Raw genomic sequence first — 19,092 nt, 5'->3', positions numbered from 1 at the left:
GGGTGACAGGCTCTATGTCGGACGCCAGCACGCCGTCCCGCAAGCGCGCGGGTGAACCTCGCGGAGGTCATCAGCGCGGCGGCGATACGGTCCAGGCGGACAAGGCCTCGTCCCACACGATCCTGGAAGGGCGGCTCGGGTACCAGCTCGAGTCCGCCCTTCTGGTGCGTGCGCTGACCCATCGCTCCTTCGCGTACGAGAACGGCGGGCTGCCCACCAACGAGCGGCTGGAATTCCTCGGGGATTCGGTGCTCGGCCTGGTGGTCACCGACACGCTGTACCGCATCCACCCGGACCTGCCCGAGGGCCAGCTGGCCAAGCTGCGGGCCGCGGTGGTCAACTCGCGCGCGCTCGCCGAGGTGGGCCGGGGGCTGGACCTCGGCGCCTTCATCCGGCTCGGCCGGGGCGAAGAGGGCACCGGGGGCAGGGACAAGGCATCCATTCTCGCCGACACCCTGGAAGCGGTGATCGGCGCGGTCTATCTCGACCGGGGACTCGACGCCGCCGCCGAACTGGTGCACCGGCTCTTCGACCCACTGATCGAGAAGTCCTCGAACCTCGGCGCCGGCCTGGACTGGAAGACCAGCCTCCAGGAGCTGACCGCCACCGAGGGTCTTGGGGTTCCGGAGTACCTGGTCTCCGAGACCGGGCCCGACCACGAGAAGACCTTCACGGCTGCCGCCCGCGTCGGTGGTGTCGCGTACGGCACCGGCACCGGCCGCAGCAAGAAGGAAGCCGAGCAGCAGGCGGCCGAGGCCGCCTGGCGCGCGATCCGCGCGGCCGCCGACGAGGCGCAGACGAAGGCGGAGGCCGAAGCGAAGGCCGAAGCCGAAGCGGAGGCAGCGGCGGAAGCCGCGGCCAAGGCGGAGGCAGCGGCGGAAGCCGAGGCAGTCGCCGAAGGCACCGAGGCCACGAGCGCCCCGGCCGCGGACTCGGCGACCACCACCCGATAGGCACCGTCCGGCCCCGGTCACCGACCGGGGCCGGAGCGCCGGTGATCCCTCCTTCAGGAGACACGTTGCCCGAGCTGCCCGAGGTCGAGGTGGTCCGACGCGGTCTGGAGCGCTGGATCAGCGACCGCACGGTCGCCGAGGTCCAGGTGCTGCACCCCCGCGCGGTACGCCGCCACATCGGCGGCGCGGAGGACTTCGCGGCCCGCCTCAAGGGCCGCCGCACCGGGGCGGTCCGCCGCCGCGGCAAGTATCTGTGGCTGCCGTTCGAGGACACCCCCGAAGCGGTGCTCGCCCACCTCGGCATGAGCGGCCAGCTGCTGGTCCAGCCCGGCGACGCCCCGGACGAGAAGCACTTGCGCATCCGGGTCCGGTTCGCCGACGACCTGGGCACCGAGCTGCGCTTCGTCGACCAGCGGACCTTCGGCGGGCTCTCGCTGCACGGCTCCGTCCCCGGCGACCTGGAGGGGCTGCCGGACGCCATCGCGCACATCGCCCGCGACCCGCTGGACCCCGCCTTCGACGAGGCGGCCTTCCACCTCGCACTGCGCCGCCGCCGTACGACCGTCAAGCGCGCCCTGCTCGACCAGTCGCTGATCAGCGGCGTCGGCAACATCTACGCCGACGAGGCGCTGTGGCGCGCCCGGCTGCACTACGACCGGCCGACCGCCACCCTCACCCGGCCGCGCTCCACCGAACTCCTCGGCCATGTGCGGGACGTCATGAGCGCGGCGCTGGCGGTGGGCGGCACCAGCTTCGACAGCCTCTACGTCAATGTGAACGGCGAGTCGGGTTACTTCGAGCGCTCCCTCGACGCGTACGGCCGGGAGGACGAGCCGTGCCGCCGCTGCGGCACCGCCATGCGCCGCCGCCCCTGGATGAACCGCTCCAGCTACTTCTGTCCGCGCTGTCAGCGCCCGCCGCGCCCGGCCGGGGCCTCGGTGTTCCCGGCGCGCCGCCCGTCGTAAGCCTCCCGGGCGCTCAGCACCTCCGGCATCCGCTCCTCGACCAGACCGATCAGCGACAGCAGCCGCTCGGCGACCGCGTGCCCCAGCGGGGTGAGCCGGTAGTCCACGCGCGGCGGATTGACCGGCTGGGCCTCGCGGTGCACCAGACCGTCCCGCTCCAGCGCGTGCAGCGTCTGGGACAGCATCTTCTCGCTGACCCCGTCGACCCGGCGCCGCAGCTCGTTGAAGCGGCAGCCGCTCTCGTGCAGCGCGGTCAGGGTGAGGCTGCCCCACTTGCCGGTGACGTGCTCCAGCGTGGCGCGGGACGGACAGGCGCGCGCGAACACGTCGAAGGCCCCGTCCCCGGCGGCGTCCGCCTGCGGACAGCTCCCGGCGGTGCGTTCACATTCCATGCACATACCATACGCGCAGCGCTCTCCCATGGGTCGCGCTGTCGTCCGGTAAGCGGGCATGACTGGGCGGCCCGGTGTGCGTACGCGTGACGCCCGGGCCGCCCGTTCGCCGTTCTAGTAGCCGAAGTCCTGGGTCCACCAGGGGCCGTCGTCGCCGAAGTGCGCGCCGACGCCGAGTGTCTTGTACTGGCAGTTGAGGATGTTCGCCCGGTGGTCGGGGCTGTCCATCCACGAGTCCATCACGGCCTGCGCGGTGGTCTGGCCGCGGCCGATGTTCTCCCCGCCCAGGTCCAGGATGCCCGCGAGCTTGGCGCGCTCCCAGGGGTCCTGGCCGTCCGGGTCGAGGTGGTCGAAGAAGTCGCGTATCGCCATGTCGTCGGCGAAGTCCTGCGCCAGCTGGGCGAGTTTCGGGTCCTCGGTCACCGGCTGGCAGCCGGCCGTCGCCCGCTCCTGGTTCACCAGGGCGATGACCGCCTTCTCGGCCGCCGCCGCCCGGTCGGGCTTCTCCGGCGGGAGGCTGGGCACCGGGTCGGTCGTGGGCGTACGGGACGGAGGGGTCGAGTCCGAGCCCCCGCCGTCCGAGGAGCCGCCGTCCGAGGAGCCGCCGTCCGAGGAGCCGCCGGGCGTGCTGCCGGACGGGGAGCTCGGGCGCTCGTCCGAGGGTGTCGTGGACGGCGTTCCGGCGGGCTTCGACGGCGTTGCGGAGGGGGTGCCGGACGGGGCCTGCGGGGGGTCGCCGCCGGGGCTCGTCGACGTCCCCGTGCCGCCCGAGGGGATGGCCGTCCCCGGGTCCTGGGCGTCTGGGCCGGTGCCGGGCGACCCGCCGGCCTGCACCTGCTGCCCGGCGGGCTCACTGCCGCCGAGACCCGCTGGGCCCGGGACCAGTCCGGAGGCCATGGCCACGGCGCTCACCGCGACCGCGGCGGACACACTTAACAGCCCGGTCCTCACCGGTGCGAGAGGGCTACGGCGCGGTCCCCGGTGGCGGCCGGCGCCCACCTGGGGCGGCGTCGCGGATCCGGGGGCAGATCGTCGATGGCGGCCCATCTCCTGCCTTCCTTGTGCACGAGAGCGTCAAATGTGTGGCTCGTGTGGTCAACTCATGTGTCACTCGTGTGAGTGAGTCTTGTTGAGCCGGGACTGTACGCCATGCGGCAGGAGGTGGATGTGCCGAGGCGCCAATTAGCCGGTTAGCGTGCAGACATGAACGACAACGTGCGCCTCACCGCGTGGGTCCGCGGCCGTGTCCAGGGCGTCGGCTTCCGGTGGTTCACCCGGGCCAACGCACTGCGCATCGGAGGCCTCGCCGGATTCGCCTCCAACCTCTCCGACGGCCGTGTCCAGGTCGTCGCGGAGGGCCCGCGCGCGGGGTGCGAACGGCTGCTCGACTGGTTGCGGGAGGGCGACACGCCCGGGCGGGTCGACGGTGTCACCGAGATCTGGGACACACCGCGCGGCGGCTACGACAGCTTCGAGATCCGCTGAGCGAGCCCCCTCGGGACCCCCGTTCGGCCCTCTTCCGGCACCGCGCTGACCACGCCTTCCGTGCGCGCTGTGAGCAGAAACCGGCTGATGGTTGCGAATGTCGCCGCTCCGTGGAAGGCTGCGGAGCGTAGGAAGATCCCCAACCGCTACGGGCCCTCTGGAGAGCGGGCGGCGCAGCTGCCGCCCCTTGTGCTCTCGGCCCTCGCGGTGCCGGCGGCATGTGATCGTGTTGACCCTCAAACCAATTGGTGAGACTCTGGAAGTCCCCGCGCACCTTAACTTGTCCGCCACCTCAGCACGGCAATATCGGCGGACATCGCGGGTGCGAAATCCCTCACGACCCACCACCGCTTCGGTCGGTCACTCAGTGTGGAGGACCATCCATCATGGCAAAGGCGCTTCTCGGTTACGTCGGCGGCTCCGACCCCCGAGTCCTCGCCGAGATGCGACGGCTTCAGCAGCGCGTTCAGGATCTTGAATCCGAGCTGGTTCGGATTCAGGCCGAAAACGACGCGCTGTCCGCCGCCGCTCGTCACGGCGACTCGCTGCTCGAAAGCATCGACGTATCCCAGGCGGAGCCTGCGCTCGCCTGACCCCAGCCCTCGGGCCGGTCGGGCTGAACCGTCAGCCGCTTGAGAATCTTCAAGGGACGCCTCGGCGTCCCTTCGTCGTTCCCCCCGCGTTCTTCCGGCTTTCCCTTACCGACTGATGTGCCCCTCCCCCTCACCGGTGAAACCGATCTTTGAGGAAAGCGGGAAAAAGCCGGGGCGGGTCCGCGGCGTCCCGCGCGCGGGACGATACCGGACGGGGCCCGGAAGGTAGAGTCCAACGGCGTGCACCTGAAGAGCCTGACCCTACGAGGCTTCAAGTCCTTCGCCTCCGCCACGACGCTCCGCTTCGAGCCGGGTATCACCTGCGTCGTCGGCCCCAACGGGTCGGGCAAGTCCAACGTCGTGGACGCACTCTCCTGGGTCATGGGCGAACAGGGCGCCAAGTCGCTGCGCGGCGGCAAGATGGAGGACGTCATCTTCGCCGGGACCACCGGCCGTCCCCCGCTCGGCCGCGCCGAGGTCTCCCTCACCATCGACAACGCCGATGGCGCGCTGCCCATCGACTACGCCGAAGTCACCATCACGCGGATCATGTTCCGCAACGGCGGCAGCGAGTACCAGCTCAACGGCGACACCTGCCGGCTGCTGGACATCCAGGAACTGCTGTCCGACTCCGGCATCGGCCGCGAGATGCACGTCATCGTCGGCCAGGGCCAGCTCGACGGCGTCCTGCACGCCGACCCGACCGGCCGCCGCGCCTTCATCGAGGAGGCCGCGGGCGTCCTCAAGCACCGCAGGCGCAAGGAGAAGGCGCTGCGGAAGCTGGACGCGATGCAGGCCAACCTCGCCCGCGTCCAGGACCTCACCGACGAGCTGCGGCGGCAGCTCAAGCCCCTCGGCCGCCAGGCCGCCGTCGCCCGCCGCGCCGCCGTCATCCAGGCCGACCTGCGCGATGCCCGCCTGCGGCTGCTCGCCGACGACCTGGTCACCCTGCGCGAGGCGCTGCGCGCCGAGGTCGCCGACGAGGCCGAGCTGAAGAAGCGCAAGGAGGCCACGGAGGCCGAGCTGCGCACCGCCCAGCAGCGCGAGGCCGTCCTCGAGGAACAGGTGCGGCAGCTCGCACCACGGCTGCGCGACGCCCAGCAGACCTGGTACGAGCTGTCCCAGCTCGCCGAGCGGGTGCGCGGCACGATCAGCCTGGCCGACGCCCGGGTCAAGAGCGCGACCACCGCCCCCGCCGAGGAGCGGCGCGGCCGCGACCCGGAGGACATGGAGCGCGAGGCGGCCCGCATCCGGGAACAGGAGGCCGAGCTGGAAGCCGCCCTGGAGGCGGCCGCCCGCGCACTGGACGACACCGTCGCGCACCGCGCGGAACTCGAACGGAGCCTGGCACAGGAGGAGCGCCGGCTGAAGGACGTGGCCCGCGCCATCGCCGACCGCCGCGAAGGGCTCGCCCGGCTGCAGGGCCAGGTCAACGCCGCCCGCGGCCGGGCCGCTTCGGCCCGCGCCGAGATCGAACGGCTGGCCGCCGCCCGCGACGAGGCCCAGGCCAGGGCCACCGCCGCGCAGGAGGAGTACGAACAGCTCAAGGCCGAGGTCGACGGACTCGACGCGGACGACGCGGAATTGGCAGAACGCCACGAGGCCGCCAAGCGGGAGCTGGCCGAGGCGGAGACGGCGCTGAGCGCCGCCCGCGAGGCCGCCACCGCCGCCGAACGCGACCGCGCCGCGACCGCCGCCCGCCACGACGCCCTGGCGCTCGGCCTGCGCCGCAAGGACGGCACCGGCGCGCTGATGGCCGCGGCCGACCGCCTCACCGGCCTCCTCGGCCCGGCCGCCGAACTGCTCACCGTCAGCCCCGGCTTCGAGGTTCCGGTCGCCGCGGCCCTGGGCGCCGCCGCCGACGCGCTCGCCGTCACCGACCCCGCGGCCGCCGCCGAGGCGATCCGCCTCCTGCGCACCGAAGACGCGGGCCGCGCCACCCTCCTCCCGACCCGCACCCTCGACGGCCCGGCACCCGCCGATTCCGGTGAGCGGACGCGGAACGCCGCCGCCGTGCCCGGCTCGCGGTCCCCGGCCGCCGCCACACCGGACGAGCCGGGCGTCGGGGACGAGCAGGCCACAGGGGACGGCGCGGCCGTGGTCCCGGCTACGCGGGCGCCCGCCGCCGACGCGGCCTCCGCCGCTGCCGGTGCGGCCACCGGGGTTCCCACGGCCGCGCACGCGGCGGGGGCGGAAGCGGACGGCGGCGCGGAACCCGGGCCGCACCCCGCCCCGGGGGCGGGCACCAGCGGCTCCGGCGCGGCAGGGGCGGCCGGTGCAGCCGGTGCGCAGCCCGCTCATGCCGTTGTGGTCGCCGCCGAGGGAGCGAGCCCGGGGGAGGCGTCCGTGCGGGTGCCGCTGCCTGCCGGGGGACCGCCGCGGGTGGCGGGGCTGGTGGACGGGCCCGCCGGGCTGGTGGGGGCCGTGCGGCGGCTGCTGGACGGGATGGTCGCGGTCGGGACGCTGGAGGAGGCCGAGGAATTCGTCCGGGCGCATCCCGAGTTGACCGCGGTGACCGCCGACGGCGATCTGCTCGGGGCGCACTTCGCGCAGGGCGGTTCCGCCGGGGCGCCCAGTCTGCTGGAGGTGCAGGCGTCGGTCGACGAGGCGGCGGCGGAGCTGGAGGAGCTGGCCGTACGGTGCGAGGAGCTGGCCGGGGCGCAGCGCGCGGCGAAGGAGCGGCGTGCCGAGTGCGCGGCGCTGGTGGACGAGCTGGCGGCCCGGCGCAGCGCGGCGGACCGGGAGAAGTCGCAGGTCGCGCAGTCCCTCGGCCGGTTGTCCGGGCAGGCGCGGGGCGCGGCGGGGGAGGCGGAGCGGTCGGCCGCGGCCGCCGCTCGGGCCGAGGAGGCGCTGGAGAAGGCGACCGAGGAGGCCGAGGAGCTGGCCGAGCGGCTGGCGGTGGCCGAGGAGCAGCCGGGGGAGGAGGAGCCGGACACCTCCGTACGGGACCGGCTCGCCGCGGACGGCGCCAACGCCCGGCAGACCGAGATGGAGGCGCGGCTCCAGGCCCGTACGCATGAGGAGCGCGTGAAGGGGCTCGCGGGGCGGGCCGACGCGCTCGACCGGGGCGCGCGCGCCGAGCGCGAGGCGCGGGCGCGCGCCGAACAGCGGCGCGCCCGGTTGCGCCACGAGGCGCGGGTGGCGTCGGCGGTGGCGGCCGGAACCCGGCAGTTGCTGGCGCATGTGGAGGTGTCGCTCGTACGGGCCGCCGAGGAGCGGGACGCGGCCGAGCGCGCCAAGGCCGAGCGCGAACGCGAGCTGGAGACCGCGCGCGGCCGGGGCCGTGACCTCAAGGGCGAGCTGGACAAGCTGACCGACTCGGTGCACCGGGGCGAGGTGCTGGGCGCCGAGAAGCGGATGCGGATCGAGCAGCTGGAGTCGAAGGCGCTGGAGGAGCTGGGCGTGGAGCCCGCCGGGCTGATCGCCGAGTACGGCCCCGACCAGCTCGTACCGCCGTCCCCGCCCGCCGAGGGCGAGGAGCTTCCGGAAGATCCGGAGCACCCGCGCAACCGGCCGGTGGCCTACGTCCGGGCGCAGCAGGAGAAGCGGCTGAAGGCCGCCGAGCGGGCGTACCAGCAGCTGGGCAAGGTCAATCCGCTGGCGCTGGAGGAGTTCGCGGCGCTGGAGGAGCGGCATCAGTTCCTGAGCGAGCAGCTGGAGGACCTGAAGAAGACGCGGGCGGATCTCCTCCAGGTGGTCAAGGAGGTCGACGAGCGGGTCGAGCAGGTGTTCACGGAGGCGTACCGGGACACCGCGCGCGAGTTCGAGGGGGTCTTCTCGCGGCTCTTCCCGGGCGGTGAGGGGCGGTTGGTGCTCACCGACCCGGACAACATGCTGACCACGGGCGTGGACGTGGAGGCGCGGCCGCCGGGCAAGAAGGTCAAGCGGCTGTCCCTGCTGTCCGGTGGGGAGCGTTCGCTGACGGCCGTGGCGCTGCTGGTGTCGATCTTCAAGGCGCGGCCGAGCCCGTTCTATGTGATGGACGAGGTCGAGGCGGCGCTGGACGACACCAATCTGCAGCGGCTGATCCGGATCATGGAGGAGCTGCAGGAGTCGTCCCAGCTGATCGTGATCACTCACCAGAAGCGGACGATGGAGGTCGCGGACGCGCTGTACGGCGTCTCGATGCAGGGCGACGGAGTGTCGAAGGTCATCAGTCAACGCCTGCGGTGACCGCTTCAATACTTGAAGTCAATGGCGCAAAGAGTGCAGCGTAACTTCTTGGTCACCACCTATTGACTTCGAAACTTGAAGGAATAGTCTCTGCAACGTCGCTTTTACCTTTAAGTGGTGGCCGATCCCCCACGGCTCCGCCTCCACCGGAAGGGTCTGCCCCCCACGTCCGGCAGCGTTGCCGGACGGGCCACAGGAGTTCACGTTGACCACCACCGCGCAGGCACAGGGGTCCGAAGGCCGTAAGGCCCGGCCGGACCATCTCGGCCATGTCATCTTCATCACCGCGGCCGCCGCGATGGGCGGCTTTCTCTTCGGCTACGACAGTTCGGTGATCAACGGAGCGGTCGAAGCCATCCGCGGCCGGTACGACATCGGGTCCGCGGCCCTCGCCCAGGTCGTCGCCATCGCGCTGATCGGCTCGGCGATCGGCGCGGCCACCGCCGGCCGGATAGCCGACCGGATCGGCCGGATCCGCGTCATGCAGATCGCCGCCCTGCTGTTCACCGTCAGCGCGGTCGGCTCGGCCCTGCCCTTCGCCCTGTGGGACCTGGCCATGTGGCGGGTGCTCGGCGGCATCGGCATCGGCATGGCGTCCGTGATCGGCCCGGCCTACATCGCCGAGGTCGCCCCGCCCGCCTACCGCGGCCGGCTCGCCTCCTTCCAGCAGGCCGCGATCGTCATCGGCATCGCCGTCTCCCAGCTCGTCAACTACGGCATCCTCAACCTCGCCGATGGCGACCAGCGCGGCACGATCGCCGGTCTCGAGGCCTGGCAGTGGATGCTCGGGGTGATGGTCATCCCCGCCGTCCTGTACGGGCTGCTCTCCTTCGCCATCCCCGAGTCCCCCCGCTTCCTGATCTCGGTCGGCCGGATCGACCGGGCCAAGGAGGTCCTGAAGGAGGTCGAGGGCAAGGCTGTCGACCTGGACGTCCGGGTCGACGAGATCGAGCAGGCGATGCGCAGCGAGCACAAGTCGACCTTCAAGGACCTGATGGGCGGCCGGTTCGGGCTGCTGCCGGTGGTCTGGATCGGCGTCGGACTTTCGGTCTTCCAGCAGCTCGTCGGCATCAACGTGGCCTTCTACTACTCCTCGACGCTGTGGCAGTCCGTCGGCGTCGACCCGAGCGGCTCGTTCTTCTACTCCTTCACCACGTCGATCATCAACATCCTCGGCACCGTGATCGCGATGATCTTCGTCGACAAGATCGGCCGTAAGCCGCTCGCCCTCATCGGCTCGATCGGCATGGCGATCTCGCTCGCGCTGGTGGCCTGGGCGTTCTCCGCGAACCTGGTGGACGGCAAGCTTCCGCACACCCAGGGCCTCGTGGCGCTGGTCGCGGCCCACGCCTTCGTGCTCTTCTTCGCGCTCTCCTGGGGCGTGGTCGTCTGGGTCCTGCTCGGTGAGATGTTCCCGAACAAGCTCCGCGCCGCCGCCCTCGGCGTCGCCGCCTCCGCCCAGTGGATCGCCAACTGGGCCATCACCGCCAGCTTCCCGAGCCTGTCGGACTGGAACCTGTCGGGCACCTACGTCATATACACGGCCTTCGCCGTGCTCTCGATCCCGTTCATCCTCAAGTGGGTGCCGGAGACCAAGGGCAAGGCGCTGGAGGAGATGGGCTAACCCCCCCGCCGCCCACTTCTCACCCCAAGAGAACTGCCCCGCCTCACTCCTTGAGGCGGGGCAGCACTCGTTCCGCGAACAGCCGCAAGCACCGCCGGCCCTCCTCGACCGGCATTCCGCCGCACAGCGGATGCAGCACCAGGCTCGCCTGCTCGCCGCCCTGCCGCGCGTACGCCACGCACTCCTCGGGCGTGACGATCCGGTAGACGCCCTCGCGGCGCAGCGCCCCGGCGTCCGCGGCGTGCGAGCGGACCGCCGAGCGCACCGTGCCCGACTGCCACGACGCGTAGGTGCGGGCCTCGTGCAGCAGATGCGTCCCGTACAGCGCCCAGGCCCGGTCCGGGTCCTCGGCGACGTGCAGCAGCGGGGTGACCGCGGGGGGCATCAGGCACCAGCCCTCGGTGCCGTACTCCATCCGCCGCGCGTGGTAGTACCCCTCCAGCTCCGGCAGATGGGCGCTCGGGAAGAACGGCAGGCCCAGCCGGGCAGCGCGGCGGGCCGCGGCCTTCGAGCTGCCGCCGACCAGCAGCAGCGGATGCGGCTGGGTGTACGGGCGCGGCGTGACCCGCACCGTACGGCCCCGGTACGCGAACGGCTCGCCCGTCCACGCCGCGAGCAGCGTCTCCAGCGCCTCGTCCTGCAGCGCGCCGCGCCCCTGCCAGTCCCTGCCGAGCGCCGCGTACTCCTCGGACCGGTAGCCGATCCCGGCCACCGTGACCAGCCGGCCGCCGCTCGCCAGATCGAGCACCGCGATGTCCTCGGCCAGCCGCAGCGGGTCGTACAGCGGTGTGATCAGCGCGGAGACGGTCACCGTGATCCGGCGGGTGGCACCGAGCACCGTGCCCGCGAAGACCAGCGGCGCGGGCAGCCAGCCGTTCGCCGCCCCGTGGTGCTCCTCGGTCTGGATGGTGGAGACGCCCATCTCGTCGGCGTAGGCGGCCATCTCGACGGCGGCGCGGTACCGCTCGGCCAGGGCACGCGGAGTGGCGGCGGGATCGACGAGGTTGAGGCGTACGACCGTGACGGCCATGGCGGGGGTCCCCCTTCGTCGCGGAACGGGCGGGAGCGGGCCACCGGACCGTATCTGACGCACCGTCAAATCGCTACCGCCAGGCACCGGGCGAAACGCGCCGGGCGGAGCCGGGACGGATGACTCATGCGCCTGGGACGCGGGGCGGGCGAAAGTCATCCTGGGCCCGGCGAGCCGGGCCCGACACCGCACCATCACCCGAGGAGGGGCGCATGATGATCAGCACGGGGGAGACGCTCATCACCACATCCGACATCGACGACCTGGTCGGCCGGGTCCGGCTGGGCGCGGGCGACACCCGGGAGCTGGAGGCCGCGAAGGAAGCGCTCTTCGCGGGCGGACTCACCCCCGCCGAGGCACAGCGCGTCCGCCAGCGGCTGATGGTCACCGCGCTGCGCCACGGCGGCGACCTCCTCGCCAAGGTGCTCGGCCGGCTCACCCCGCGCGAGACCGCCATGGTGCGCCGCTACGCCCACCGGCTCGCCAACTACCTGGACACGCTGGACATCTGGGCCGCCCAGCCCGTCATGCTCGCCCTGATGCGCTTCGGAATCCCCTACGACGAGGCCGAGTCGATCGCCGTCGCCGTCCTCTTCCAGGTGTGGTGAACCGGACCTGGTGAACCGGAAAGGATGAACGCGCCACCGGAACGCGGGTGCGGGCGGGTCACCGGTTCGGGTGGGGCATGGCGTCCCCGCTGTTCAGAGCCGTGATGCGGGGTAAGGCTCGGGCGAGTACCAGGAGGTTGAAGATGCGACTTTCCCGAATCCGCGCGACCACGGCGCTCGGCCTGCTCGCGGGGACCGTCATGTGGACCGCCAGCGCCTCCCCCGCCACCGCGTCCGGAGGCGGCTGGCGGGAGGAAGGACACTTCGACACCCAGGGCGCCTGCCGCAAGGCCGGGCAGACCGGGGTGGAGAAGAGCAAGTGGGACGAGTACAAATGCCGCCCCGGCCGCAGCGCCAACTACGTGACGCTGTGGGTCCGGGGCGGCGGCGCGCGGTTCGCCGGGCCGACCGCCGGCTGACATGCGGCACGCCCTTCCGAAAGACCGTGCCGTGCAGGCAGCGGGCGGGGTGTCGGCGCTGTTCGTCGTGGTGCTGGCCGGCTGGCTCGCCGGTCTGCTGCGGGTCAACGACCAGTGGCTCGCCCTGTCCTCCACCCGCCTGCGCGGCGCCGCGGTCCTGACCTCGGTCGCCGTGGGCGTCCCGGTGCTCGGCGTCGGCGTCCTGCTGCTCGCCGAGCGGTCCGCCCGGCGCTACGGCGGAGTGCTGCTGGTGGCGGGCGCCCTGTGGCTGCTGCCCTCGGCCGTCGCCGACCTGCTGGGGCCCGCCGGTCTCGGACCGGCCGGGGCCGCCGTGTCGCTGCTGCTCGCCGTGGCCGGCATGGTCTGCCGCCCGCTGACCGTCCTGCTGCTGCCCTTGTGGCTCTTCCCCCGCGGCGCCAGACGGCGCCGGCCCTGGTGGGCCATGAGCGCGGCCGCCTCCGCCTACTGGCTCGGATACGCCGCGCTGTGGCTCATCAGCGAGCCGCGGGTCGGCGCGGTCACCAACCCCGCCTTCCACACCGCGGGCGGCCAATGGGCCTTCGACCACCTCGACACCTACGCGGAGGCGGAACCCTGGGTGCTGCGCACCGTGGCCGTCGCCGTCACGACCGCCCTGTGCTGCCGCGCCGCCGTCACCACCGGCGCCGAGCGGCGCGACTGGGCCCTGCTGGCCGCCGCCTACCCGGCCTGCGTCTCCCTCCTGCTCTCGGAGTGGGGCGAGGGCATGCCCACCATCGCGGCCCGTACCCTCGGCAGCGCGGTCTGGGCAGCCGCCATCTGCCTGGGCGTCGCCCGCACCGGGATCTGGCGGCTCGACCGCTCCACCAGCCACCGGCTCGCCCGCGCCTTCGTCCTCACCTCGCTCGCGGCCGTCGTCGTCTGCGCCGCCGTCGCCGTGCAGGCCGGACTCCCCTCCGTGCGCAACGGGACCACCGTCACCGCCGTCGGCGGCGCCCTGCTGCTGGGCTGGGCCGTGCGGCCTGCCGCACGCTGGCTCACCCTCCGTGTCGAGCGCGCCTTCTACGGGCCCCGGGCCCGGCCGCACGAGGCCGTCAGCGCCCTGGCCGTACGCCTCCAGCAGGCCCCGCACCCGGGTGAGGTGCCCCAGCAGATCTGCCGCAGCGCCGTCGAGGACCTCGGCGTCTCCGGCGCGGCCGTCAGCGTCGACACCCGGGCCGGGCCCCGCCGGCTGGCCGCCGCCGGGGCACCGCTCACCGGCCGCGTCCAGACCTATCCGCTGCGCCACCACGGCCGCACCGTCGGCCGTCTCGAAGTCTCCCGGGACGGCTCCGGCACACCCGCCGAGCGCGACAGCGGGCTGCTGTCCCTCCTCGCCGACCAGGCCGCCCCCGCGCTCGCCGCGCTGCGGCTGGCCGAGGAGGCCCAGGCCGCCCGCGAGCGGCTGGTGCTCGCCCGCGAACAGGAGCGGCGCCGGCTGCGCCGGGAGATCCACGACGGTCTCGGACCCCAACTCGCCGCCGTGCGGCTGCGCCTGGACATCGCCCAGACCTCCTGCCCGCCCGGCCACCCGGCCCGCGTCCAGCTCTGCGAGGCCGCCGAAACGCTCGCCGAGGCCCTGGTCGAGGTGCGCCGCATCACCGCCGGGCTCGCCCCGGCCGCCCTCGCCGAGCGCGGTCTCGCCGGTGCGGTGCGGGACCTGGCGCGGCGGCTGGGCGTGGACGGGCTGCGGGTGAGCGTGGCCAGCCGGCCCGCCGTCCTGCCCCCGCTGTCGCCGGGCGTGGAGACCGCGGCGTACCGGATCGCGGCCGAGTCGCTCACCAACGCCGTACGACACGCCCGGGCGCGCCAGGTCCGGGTCGAACTGGCCACGGACCCCGACACCTTCGAAACCCTTGAAATCAAGATCACCGATGATGGCAGCGGACTGCCGGAGACCGCGGTGCGCGGCGTCGGGCTGGCCTCGGTCCGGGAGCGGGCCGAGGAGATCGGCGGCTCCTGCTCGGTCACCGGCTCCGCGACCGGCACCGTGGTGCACGCGGTACTGCCGCTCACCGGGCCGGGGGAGCCCGGGGAGCACGACGACCCGGAAGAGCACCTGGAACACACCGGATGCAGGTCCTGTACGACGCTCATCACCCAGGCCAAGCCCAGGGAGAGGACGCCCGCCCCGTGACCGCGCCGGTGCGCGCCGCGCAGTGGCGCGTCCTGCTCGTCGACGACCATCCTCTCTTCCGCGAGGGCCTGGCCGCGGCCCTCAACCTGGACGACGCCTTCACTGTCGTCGGACAGGCGGCCTGCGCGGACGAGGCGATCGCCGAGGCCGGGCGCGCCGCACCCGATCTGGTGGTCATGGATCTCGGACTGCCCGGCCGGTCCGGTCTGGAGGCCACCCGGCGGATCCTGTGCGCCCGCCCCGAGGCGCGGGTGATGGTCATGACGATGTCGGAGGACGACGACAGCCTGCTGGCCGCCGTGCGTGCCGGGGCCCGCGGCTATCTCCTCAAGGGCGCCGGCCGGGACGAGATCCTGCGCGCCCTGCACACCGTGGTGCGCGGCGGCGCCGTCTTCAGCCCGCGCATGGCGGAGCGGCTGGGGGCGCTGCTGGGCGCCTCCGGCGCGGCGTCGGCCAAGGAGGCGTTCCCGACCCTCACCGCGCGCGAACGCGAGGTGCTGGACCTGCTCGCGGGCGGGCTCGGCTATCGCCAGATCGCCCAGCGGCTGGTGGTCACGGACAAGACCGTGCGCAACCATGTGGGCTCGATCTTCGCCAAGCTCCAGGTGCACGACCGGGCCCAGGCGATCGTCCGGGCCCGCGAAGCCGGGCTCGGAGGCGAATGACTCGCTCCGCCGTGTGTCTGATACTGGGTGGGTTATGGAATTCGTCATCCTTGCTGTAGTCATCGCTGTGGTCGCGCTCGCCGCGATCAGCGGGCTTGTGATCAGCAGCCGCAAGAAGAAGCGGCTGCCCCCGGCACCGCCGAGCAGCCCGTCCGTCACCGCGCCGCCCGCCGAACCGCACGTCGGCGAGGAGGCCGAAACCCCGCGCGAGGAACCGCGCAGAACCATCGAAGAGGTGGACCTGCCCGGCGCCCAGGCGCCGGCCGCGCCCGCCGAGCCGGAGGCCCCGCCGGTCGAGGTTCCGGAGCCGACCGCCGGCCGGCTGGTCCGGCTGCGCGCCCGGCTGTCCCGGTCCCAGACGACCCTGGGCAAGGGATTGCTGACGCTGCTGTCCCGCGAGCACCTCGACGACGACACGTGGGAGGAGATCGAGGACACCCTGCTGACCGCCGACGTCGGCGTCGCACCGACCCAGGAGCTGGTCGAGCGGCTGCGCGAGCGGGTCAAGGTGCTCGGCACCCGCACCCCCGACGAGCTGCGGGGGCTGCTGCGCGAGGAGCTGCTGAACCTCGTCGGTACCGAGGCCGACCGCACCGTGCACACCGAGAGCGGGGTGGGGGCGAACGGCGAGGAGAAGCCGGGCGTCGTCATGGTCGTCGGGGTCAACGGCACCGGCAAGACCACCACCACCGGCAAGCTCGCCCGGGTCCTGGTGGCCGACGGCAAGTCGGTCGTGCTGGGCGCGGCGGACACCTTCCGGGCGGCCGCCGCCGATCAGCTGCAGACCTGGGGCGAGCGCGTCGGCGCCCGTACGGTCCGCGGCCCCGAGGGCGGCGACCCGGCGTCGGTCGGTTTCGACGCGGTGAAGGAGGGCATCGCCGAGTCCGCGGACGTCGTCCTCATCGACACCGCCGGGCGGCTGCACACCAAGACCGGTCTGATGGACGAGCTGGGCAAGGTCAAGCGGGTCGTGGAGAAGCACGGCACGGTGGACGAGGTGCTGCTCGTGCTCGACGCCACCACCGGCCAGAACGGTCTGGTGCAGGCGCGGGTCTTCCGCGAGGTGGTGGACATCACCGGCATCGTGCTCACCAAGCTGGACGGCACCGCCAAGGGCGGCATCGTGGTCGCGGTCCAGCGCGAGCTGGGCGTACCGGTCAAGCTGATCGGGCTGGGCGAGGGCGCGGACGATCTGGCGCCGTTCGAGCCGGAGGCGTTCGTCGACGCGCTGATCGGCGACTGACCTCGGGAACCCGCGGTCCCTCATCGCCGGACGGGCTTGAATCCATGGCGGATTCAAGCCCGTCCGGCGTTTCAAGCCCGTCCGGCATGCGGGCAGGGCGTGTCAGAGGGCCCCGGCGCGGTGGCTCGCGTAGGCGAGGGTGCCCAGCACCAGCCGGGCGTGCGGCGGCCTGCCCGCCGTGTCGAGGGTCGGCGGGCGCAGCCAGCGCACCGGCCCCAGGCCCCCGAGGTCGGAGGGCGGCGCGGTGATGTGGTCGCCCTTCCCCAGACAGCGCAGATCGAGGTCGGCGTCGTCCCATCCCATGCGGTAGAGCAGCTCGGGGAGTTCGGCCTCGGTCCCCGGCGCGACGAAGAACTGGGCGCGCCCGTGCGGGGTGACGGCCACCGGGCCGAGCGGCAGGCCCATCCGCTCCAGCCGCACCAGGGCGTGCCGCCCCGCGTACTCGGCCACCTCCAGGACGTCGAACGACCGGCCCACGGGCAGCAGGACGGCCGCGCCCGGGACCTCCTCCCATGCCGCCGCCGCCGCGTCCAGCGTGGCGCCCGCGGGCACGCCGGGCACGAAGCCGAGCGGATGGGCGCCGGGGGCGGGACAGTCGGCCGCACCGCAGGAGCATTCGTTTCTGCTGCCGCCCGTGCCGCGCGTGGCCCGGGCGCCCGGCACCACGTCCCAGCCCCACAGCCCGGTGTACTCCGCCACCGTGGTGGACTCGGACGCACGGCCCCGGCGCCGTGAGCCGGACCGCATCTCCCGGATGCCGCCGATCGTGAAGCCCATGCCCCCTCCAACGGGTCGCGCTCTCGATGGTTACGAGCCGGAGCGCACTCATGACACTCCGTCGCCGATGTGGTGCGGCGGGTGGTGTGTCGCGGTGTAACGGGTGGTGCGGAACGGCGCATGCGCCCCGCTGTGCACCTCTTCGCGTTCTTCCGGTCGCTCCGTGTCAAGTGAATCGTGTGAATCCGCGATGGGGTTCATTCGAAGGGGTGGCGAATGGTGGCGTTTTCCCGGTCCGCCTCGCGAAGGGCGTGATCGTAGGATTACTTTCGGTGCACGATCCCCGTTGCCGAGCACCCGCCCGGTCGCGGTCCGGTACTTGCCACTGGCAAGGGCCGGTTCCCGCGGCGGACGGTTGATGCGCCGCATGGCGGGGACAACTGACCGTGACAGAGGGCATTCTGGTGGCGGTCCGGAGAGATTCGTGGGATGGGGGCGTTCCGGTGGGCGACAGCGGCGGCGGTGCTGACAAGCGACCCAACGCGCAGCTGGGATCGTGGTTCGTGCGCAGCGGCTGGTCGAAGGGGGAGCTGGCGCGCCAAGTGAACCGCAGGGCACGTCAGTTAGGCGCCCATCACATCAGCACGGACACCTCGCGGGTGCGCCGCTGGCTGGACGGGGAGCAGCCGCGCGAGCCGATTCCGCAGATCCTCTCCGAGCTGTTCTCCGAGCGCTTCGGCTGTGTGGTCGGCATCGAGGACCTGGGGCTGCGCCCCGCCCACCGGTCACCGTCCGTATCCGGAGTGGACCTTCCCTGGGCCGGTCCCGAGACCGTCGCGCTGATCGGCGAGTTCTCCCGCAGCGATCTCATGCTCGCCCGGCGCGGCTTCCTCGGCACCTCCCTCGCCCTCTCCGCGGGCCCCGCCCTCATCGAGCCGATGCAGCGCTGGCTGGTCCCCTCGCCGAGCAAGGCGCCCGGCGGCGTGCGCGCCGCGGACAGCGGCCGCTCACGGCGCATCTCCCGGCTCTCCGAGCCGGAGCTGGAGCTGCTGGAGTCCACCATCACGATGTTCCGCGCCTGGGACGCCCAGTGCGGCGGCGGGCTGCGCCGCAAGGCGGTGGTCGGCCAGCTGCACGAGGTCACCGACCTGCTCCAGGAGTCGCACACCGAGGCGGTGTCCAGGCGGCTGTTCAAGGTCGCGGGCGAGCTGGCCGAGCTGGCCGGGTGGATGAGCTACGACGTCGGGCTCCAGCCCACCGCCCAGAAGTACTTCGTCCTCGCGCTGCACGCCGCCAAGGAATCCGGCGACCGGCCGCTCGGGTCGTACATCCTGTCCAGCATGAGCCGCCAGATGATCCACGTCGGGCGGCCCGACGACGCGCTGGAGCTGATCCACCTCGCGCAGTACGGCAGCCGGGAGAGCGCCACCCCACGCACCCAGGCCATGCTGTACGCGATGGAGGGCCGGGCATACGCCAACATGGGCCACCCCAGCAAGTGCCACCGCGCCGTCAAGATGGCCGAGGACACCTTCGCCGACTGCGCCGCGGGCGACGGCGACCCGGACTGGATCGGCTTCTTCTCCGAGGCCGAGCTGAACGCGGAGAACGCCCACTCCTACCGCGACCTCGCCTATGTCGCGGGCCGCAGCCCCACCTACGCGAAGCTCGCCGACCCGGTGATGCGCAACGCCGTGCGCCTCTTCGGCGAGGAGACCGCCGGGGGCGAGGGCGGGCACCAGCGTTCGTATGCGCTCAACCTGATCGGCATGGCCACCGTCCACCTCCTCCAGAAGCAGCCCGAGCAGTGCGTGGAGGTCGCCGAGCAGGCGCTGCCGCTCGCCCAGCGGATCCGCTCGGAGCGGGTGAACAACCGCCTCCGCAAGACCGTGGACACGGCGGTCCGCCACTTCGGGGACGTGCCCGAGGTCGCCGAGCTGAGCGACAAGCTCGTCGCCATGCTGCCCGACTCCCCCGAGGAGCCGGGCGCCCCCAGGGCCGTCTGAGACCGCCCGGCGGGGGTTGCCGCACGGTAACGGAGCGGAAGGACTCCGTACCGTCAATTCATCC

Annotated in this window: 16 protein-coding genes; 12 read left to right on the top strand and 4 right to left on the bottom strand. The window is 73.0% G+C overall.

The annotated features are described in order from the left end of the window. The first annotated feature begins 14 nt into the window (after positions 1-14). Positions 15-953 (top strand): ribonuclease III, encoded by a 939-nt coding sequence (gene rnc / locus ACFZCY_RS27395; RefSeq protein WP_391178693.1) that lies wholly within the window; start codon positions 15-17, stop codon positions 951-953. Positions 954-1,018: 65 nt separating this feature from the next. Next, complete coding sequence (mutM, locus tag ACFZCY_RS27390) at positions 1,019-1,918, top strand: bifunctional DNA-formamidopyrimidine glycosylase/DNA-(apurinic or apyrimidinic site) lyase (RefSeq protein ID WP_391178690.1); 900 nt, start codon at positions 1,019-1,021, stop codon at positions 1,916-1,918. Here the strand turns inward: mutM and ACFZCY_RS27385 are convergent. Next, positions 1,861-2,310, bottom strand: a complete 450-nt coding sequence (locus tag ACFZCY_RS27385) for a winged helix-turn-helix transcriptional regulator (RefSeq protein ID WP_391178686.1) — start codon at positions 2,308-2,310, stop codon at positions 1,861-1,863. The genes mutM and ACFZCY_RS27385 overlap by 58 nt on opposite strands. Before the next feature lie 114 nt (positions 2,311-2,424). After that, positions 2,425-3,357, bottom strand: a complete 933-nt coding sequence (locus ACFZCY_RS27380) for a CAP domain-containing protein (RefSeq protein WP_391178683.1) — start codon at positions 3,355-3,357, stop codon at positions 2,425-2,427. A gap of 156 nt (positions 3,358-3,513) precedes the next feature. Between ACFZCY_RS27380 and ACFZCY_RS27375 the strand changes: the two genes are divergently transcribed. From ACFZCY_RS27375 to ACFZCY_RS27360, 4 genes are all read left to right on the top strand, one after another. Then, complete coding sequence (locus tag ACFZCY_RS27375) at positions 3,514-3,795, top strand: acylphosphatase (protein ID WP_391178680.1); 282 nt, start codon at positions 3,514-3,516, stop codon at positions 3,793-3,795. Positions 3,796-4,181: 386 nt separating this feature from the next. Further along, on the top strand, positions 4,182-4,388 hold the full coding sequence (locus ACFZCY_RS27370) for a hypothetical protein (protein ID WP_055547295.1): 207 nt from the start codon (positions 4,182-4,184) through the stop codon (positions 4,386-4,388). 240 nt (positions 4,389-4,628) lie between these two features. Beyond that, positions 4,629-8,561 (top strand): AAA family ATPase, encoded by a 3,933-nt coding sequence (locus ACFZCY_RS27365; RefSeq protein WP_391178677.1) that lies wholly within the window; start codon positions 4,629-4,631, stop codon positions 8,559-8,561. 205 nt (positions 8,562-8,766) lie between these two features. Further along, positions 8,767-10,185 carry a sugar porter family MFS transporter gene (locus ACFZCY_RS27360; RefSeq protein ID WP_391178674.1) on the top strand — a complete coding sequence of 473 codons (1,419 nt, stop codon included), beginning with the start codon at positions 8,767-8,769 and terminating at the stop codon, positions 10,183-10,185. A 43-nt stretch (positions 10,186-10,228) separates the two neighbouring features. On the opposite strand, the gene ACFZCY_RS27355 is transcribed toward ACFZCY_RS27360, so the two are convergent. After that, positions 10,229-11,215, bottom strand: a complete 987-nt coding sequence (locus ACFZCY_RS27355; RefSeq protein WP_391178671.1) for an LLM class flavin-dependent oxidoreductase — start codon at positions 11,213-11,215, stop codon at positions 10,229-10,231. 212 nt (positions 11,216-11,427) lie between these two features. On the opposite strand from ACFZCY_RS27355, the gene ACFZCY_RS27350 reads away from it, so the two are divergent. From ACFZCY_RS27350 to ftsY, 5 genes are all read left to right on the top strand, one after another. Beyond that, a complete protein-coding gene (locus ACFZCY_RS27350) occupies positions 11,428-11,823 on the top strand; it encodes a hypothetical protein (RefSeq protein ID WP_391178669.1) in 396 nt (131 codons plus the stop codon). Positions 11,824-11,966: 143 nt separating this feature from the next. Next, complete coding sequence (locus ACFZCY_RS27345) at positions 11,967-12,242, top strand: hypothetical protein (protein WP_055557927.1); 276 nt, start codon at positions 11,967-11,969, stop codon at positions 12,240-12,242. A gap of 31 nt (positions 12,243-12,273) precedes the next feature. Beyond that, positions 12,274-14,397 carry an ATP-binding protein gene (locus ACFZCY_RS27340; protein WP_391178665.1) on the top strand — a complete coding sequence of 708 codons (2,124 nt, stop codon included), beginning with the start codon at positions 12,274-12,276 and terminating at the stop codon, positions 14,395-14,397. Then, entirely contained in the window at positions 14,394-15,062 is a 669-nt protein-coding gene (locus ACFZCY_RS27335; RefSeq protein WP_391178661.1) for a response regulator, read from the top strand. The genes ACFZCY_RS27340 and ACFZCY_RS27335 overlap by 4 nt, the downstream gene beginning before the upstream one ends. 34 nt (positions 15,063-15,096) lie before the next feature. Next, on the top strand, positions 15,097-16,305 hold the full coding sequence (ftsY, locus tag ACFZCY_RS27330; protein ID WP_391178658.1) for a signal recognition particle-docking protein FtsY: 1,209 nt from the start codon (positions 15,097-15,099) through the stop codon (positions 16,303-16,305). 102 nt (positions 16,306-16,407) lie between these two features. On the opposite strand, the gene ACFZCY_RS27325 is transcribed toward ftsY, so the two are convergent. Then, complete coding sequence (locus ACFZCY_RS27325; protein ID WP_391178655.1) at positions 16,408-17,082, bottom strand: bifunctional DNA primase/polymerase; 675 nt, start codon at positions 17,080-17,082, stop codon at positions 16,408-16,410. A gap of 443 nt (positions 17,083-17,525) precedes the next feature. Between ACFZCY_RS27325 and ACFZCY_RS27320 the strand changes: the two genes are divergently transcribed. Then, entirely contained in the window at positions 17,526-19,028 is a 1,503-nt protein-coding gene (locus tag ACFZCY_RS27320) for a hypothetical protein (protein ID WP_391178652.1), read from the top strand. The last annotated feature ends 64 nt before the right edge of the window (positions 19,029-19,092 follow it).

Origin of the sequence: Streptomyces sp. NPDC007983 (genome assembly GCF_042958345.1) — a bacterium.
In the GTDB taxonomy this organism is placed as follows: Bacteria; Actinomycetota; Actinomycetes; order Streptomycetales; family Streptomycetaceae; genus Streptomyces.
Note: the sequence above shows the minus strand (reverse complement) of the source record. Positions and strands in the feature narration are given on the sequence as shown.

What these genes read in the sequence shown, in the direction of transcription:
- ACFZCY_RS27385 (WP_391178686.1), bottom strand. Translation starts at nt 2,310, where the DNA reads ATGGAATGTGAACGCACCGCCGGGAGCTGTCCGCAGGCGGACGCCGCC.
- ACFZCY_RS27345 (WP_055557927.1), top strand. Translation starts at nt 11,967, where the DNA reads ATGCGACTTTCCCGAATCCGCGCGACCACGGCGCTCGGCCTGCTCGCG.
- ACFZCY_RS27380 (WP_391178683.1), bottom strand. Translation starts at nt 3,357, where the DNA reads ATGGGCCGCCATCGACGATCTGCCCCCGGATCCGCGACGCCGCCCCAG.
- ACFZCY_RS27370 (WP_055547295.1), top strand. Translation starts at nt 4,182, where the DNA reads ATGGCAAAGGCGCTTCTCGGTTACGTCGGCGGCTCCGACCCCCGAGTC.
- rnc (WP_391178693.1), top strand. Translation starts at nt 15, where the DNA reads ATGTCGGACGCCAGCACGCCGTCCCGCAAGCGCGCGGGTGAACCTCGC.
- ACFZCY_RS27325 (WP_391178655.1), bottom strand. Translation starts at nt 17,082, where the DNA reads ATGGGCTTCACGATCGGCGGCATCCGGGAGATGCGGTCCGGCTCACGG.
- ACFZCY_RS27355 (WP_391178671.1), bottom strand. Translation starts at nt 11,215, where the DNA reads ATGGCCGTCACGGTCGTACGCCTCAACCTCGTCGATCCCGCCGCCACT.
- ftsY (WP_391178658.1), top strand. Translation starts at nt 15,097, where the DNA reads ATGGAATTCGTCATCCTTGCTGTAGTCATCGCTGTGGTCGCGCTCGCC.
- ACFZCY_RS27350 (WP_391178669.1), top strand. Translation starts at nt 11,428, where the DNA reads ATGATGATCAGCACGGGGGAGACGCTCATCACCACATCCGACATCGAC.
- ACFZCY_RS27375 (WP_391178680.1), top strand. Translation starts at nt 3,514, where the DNA reads ATGAACGACAACGTGCGCCTCACCGCGTGGGTCCGCGGCCGTGTCCAG.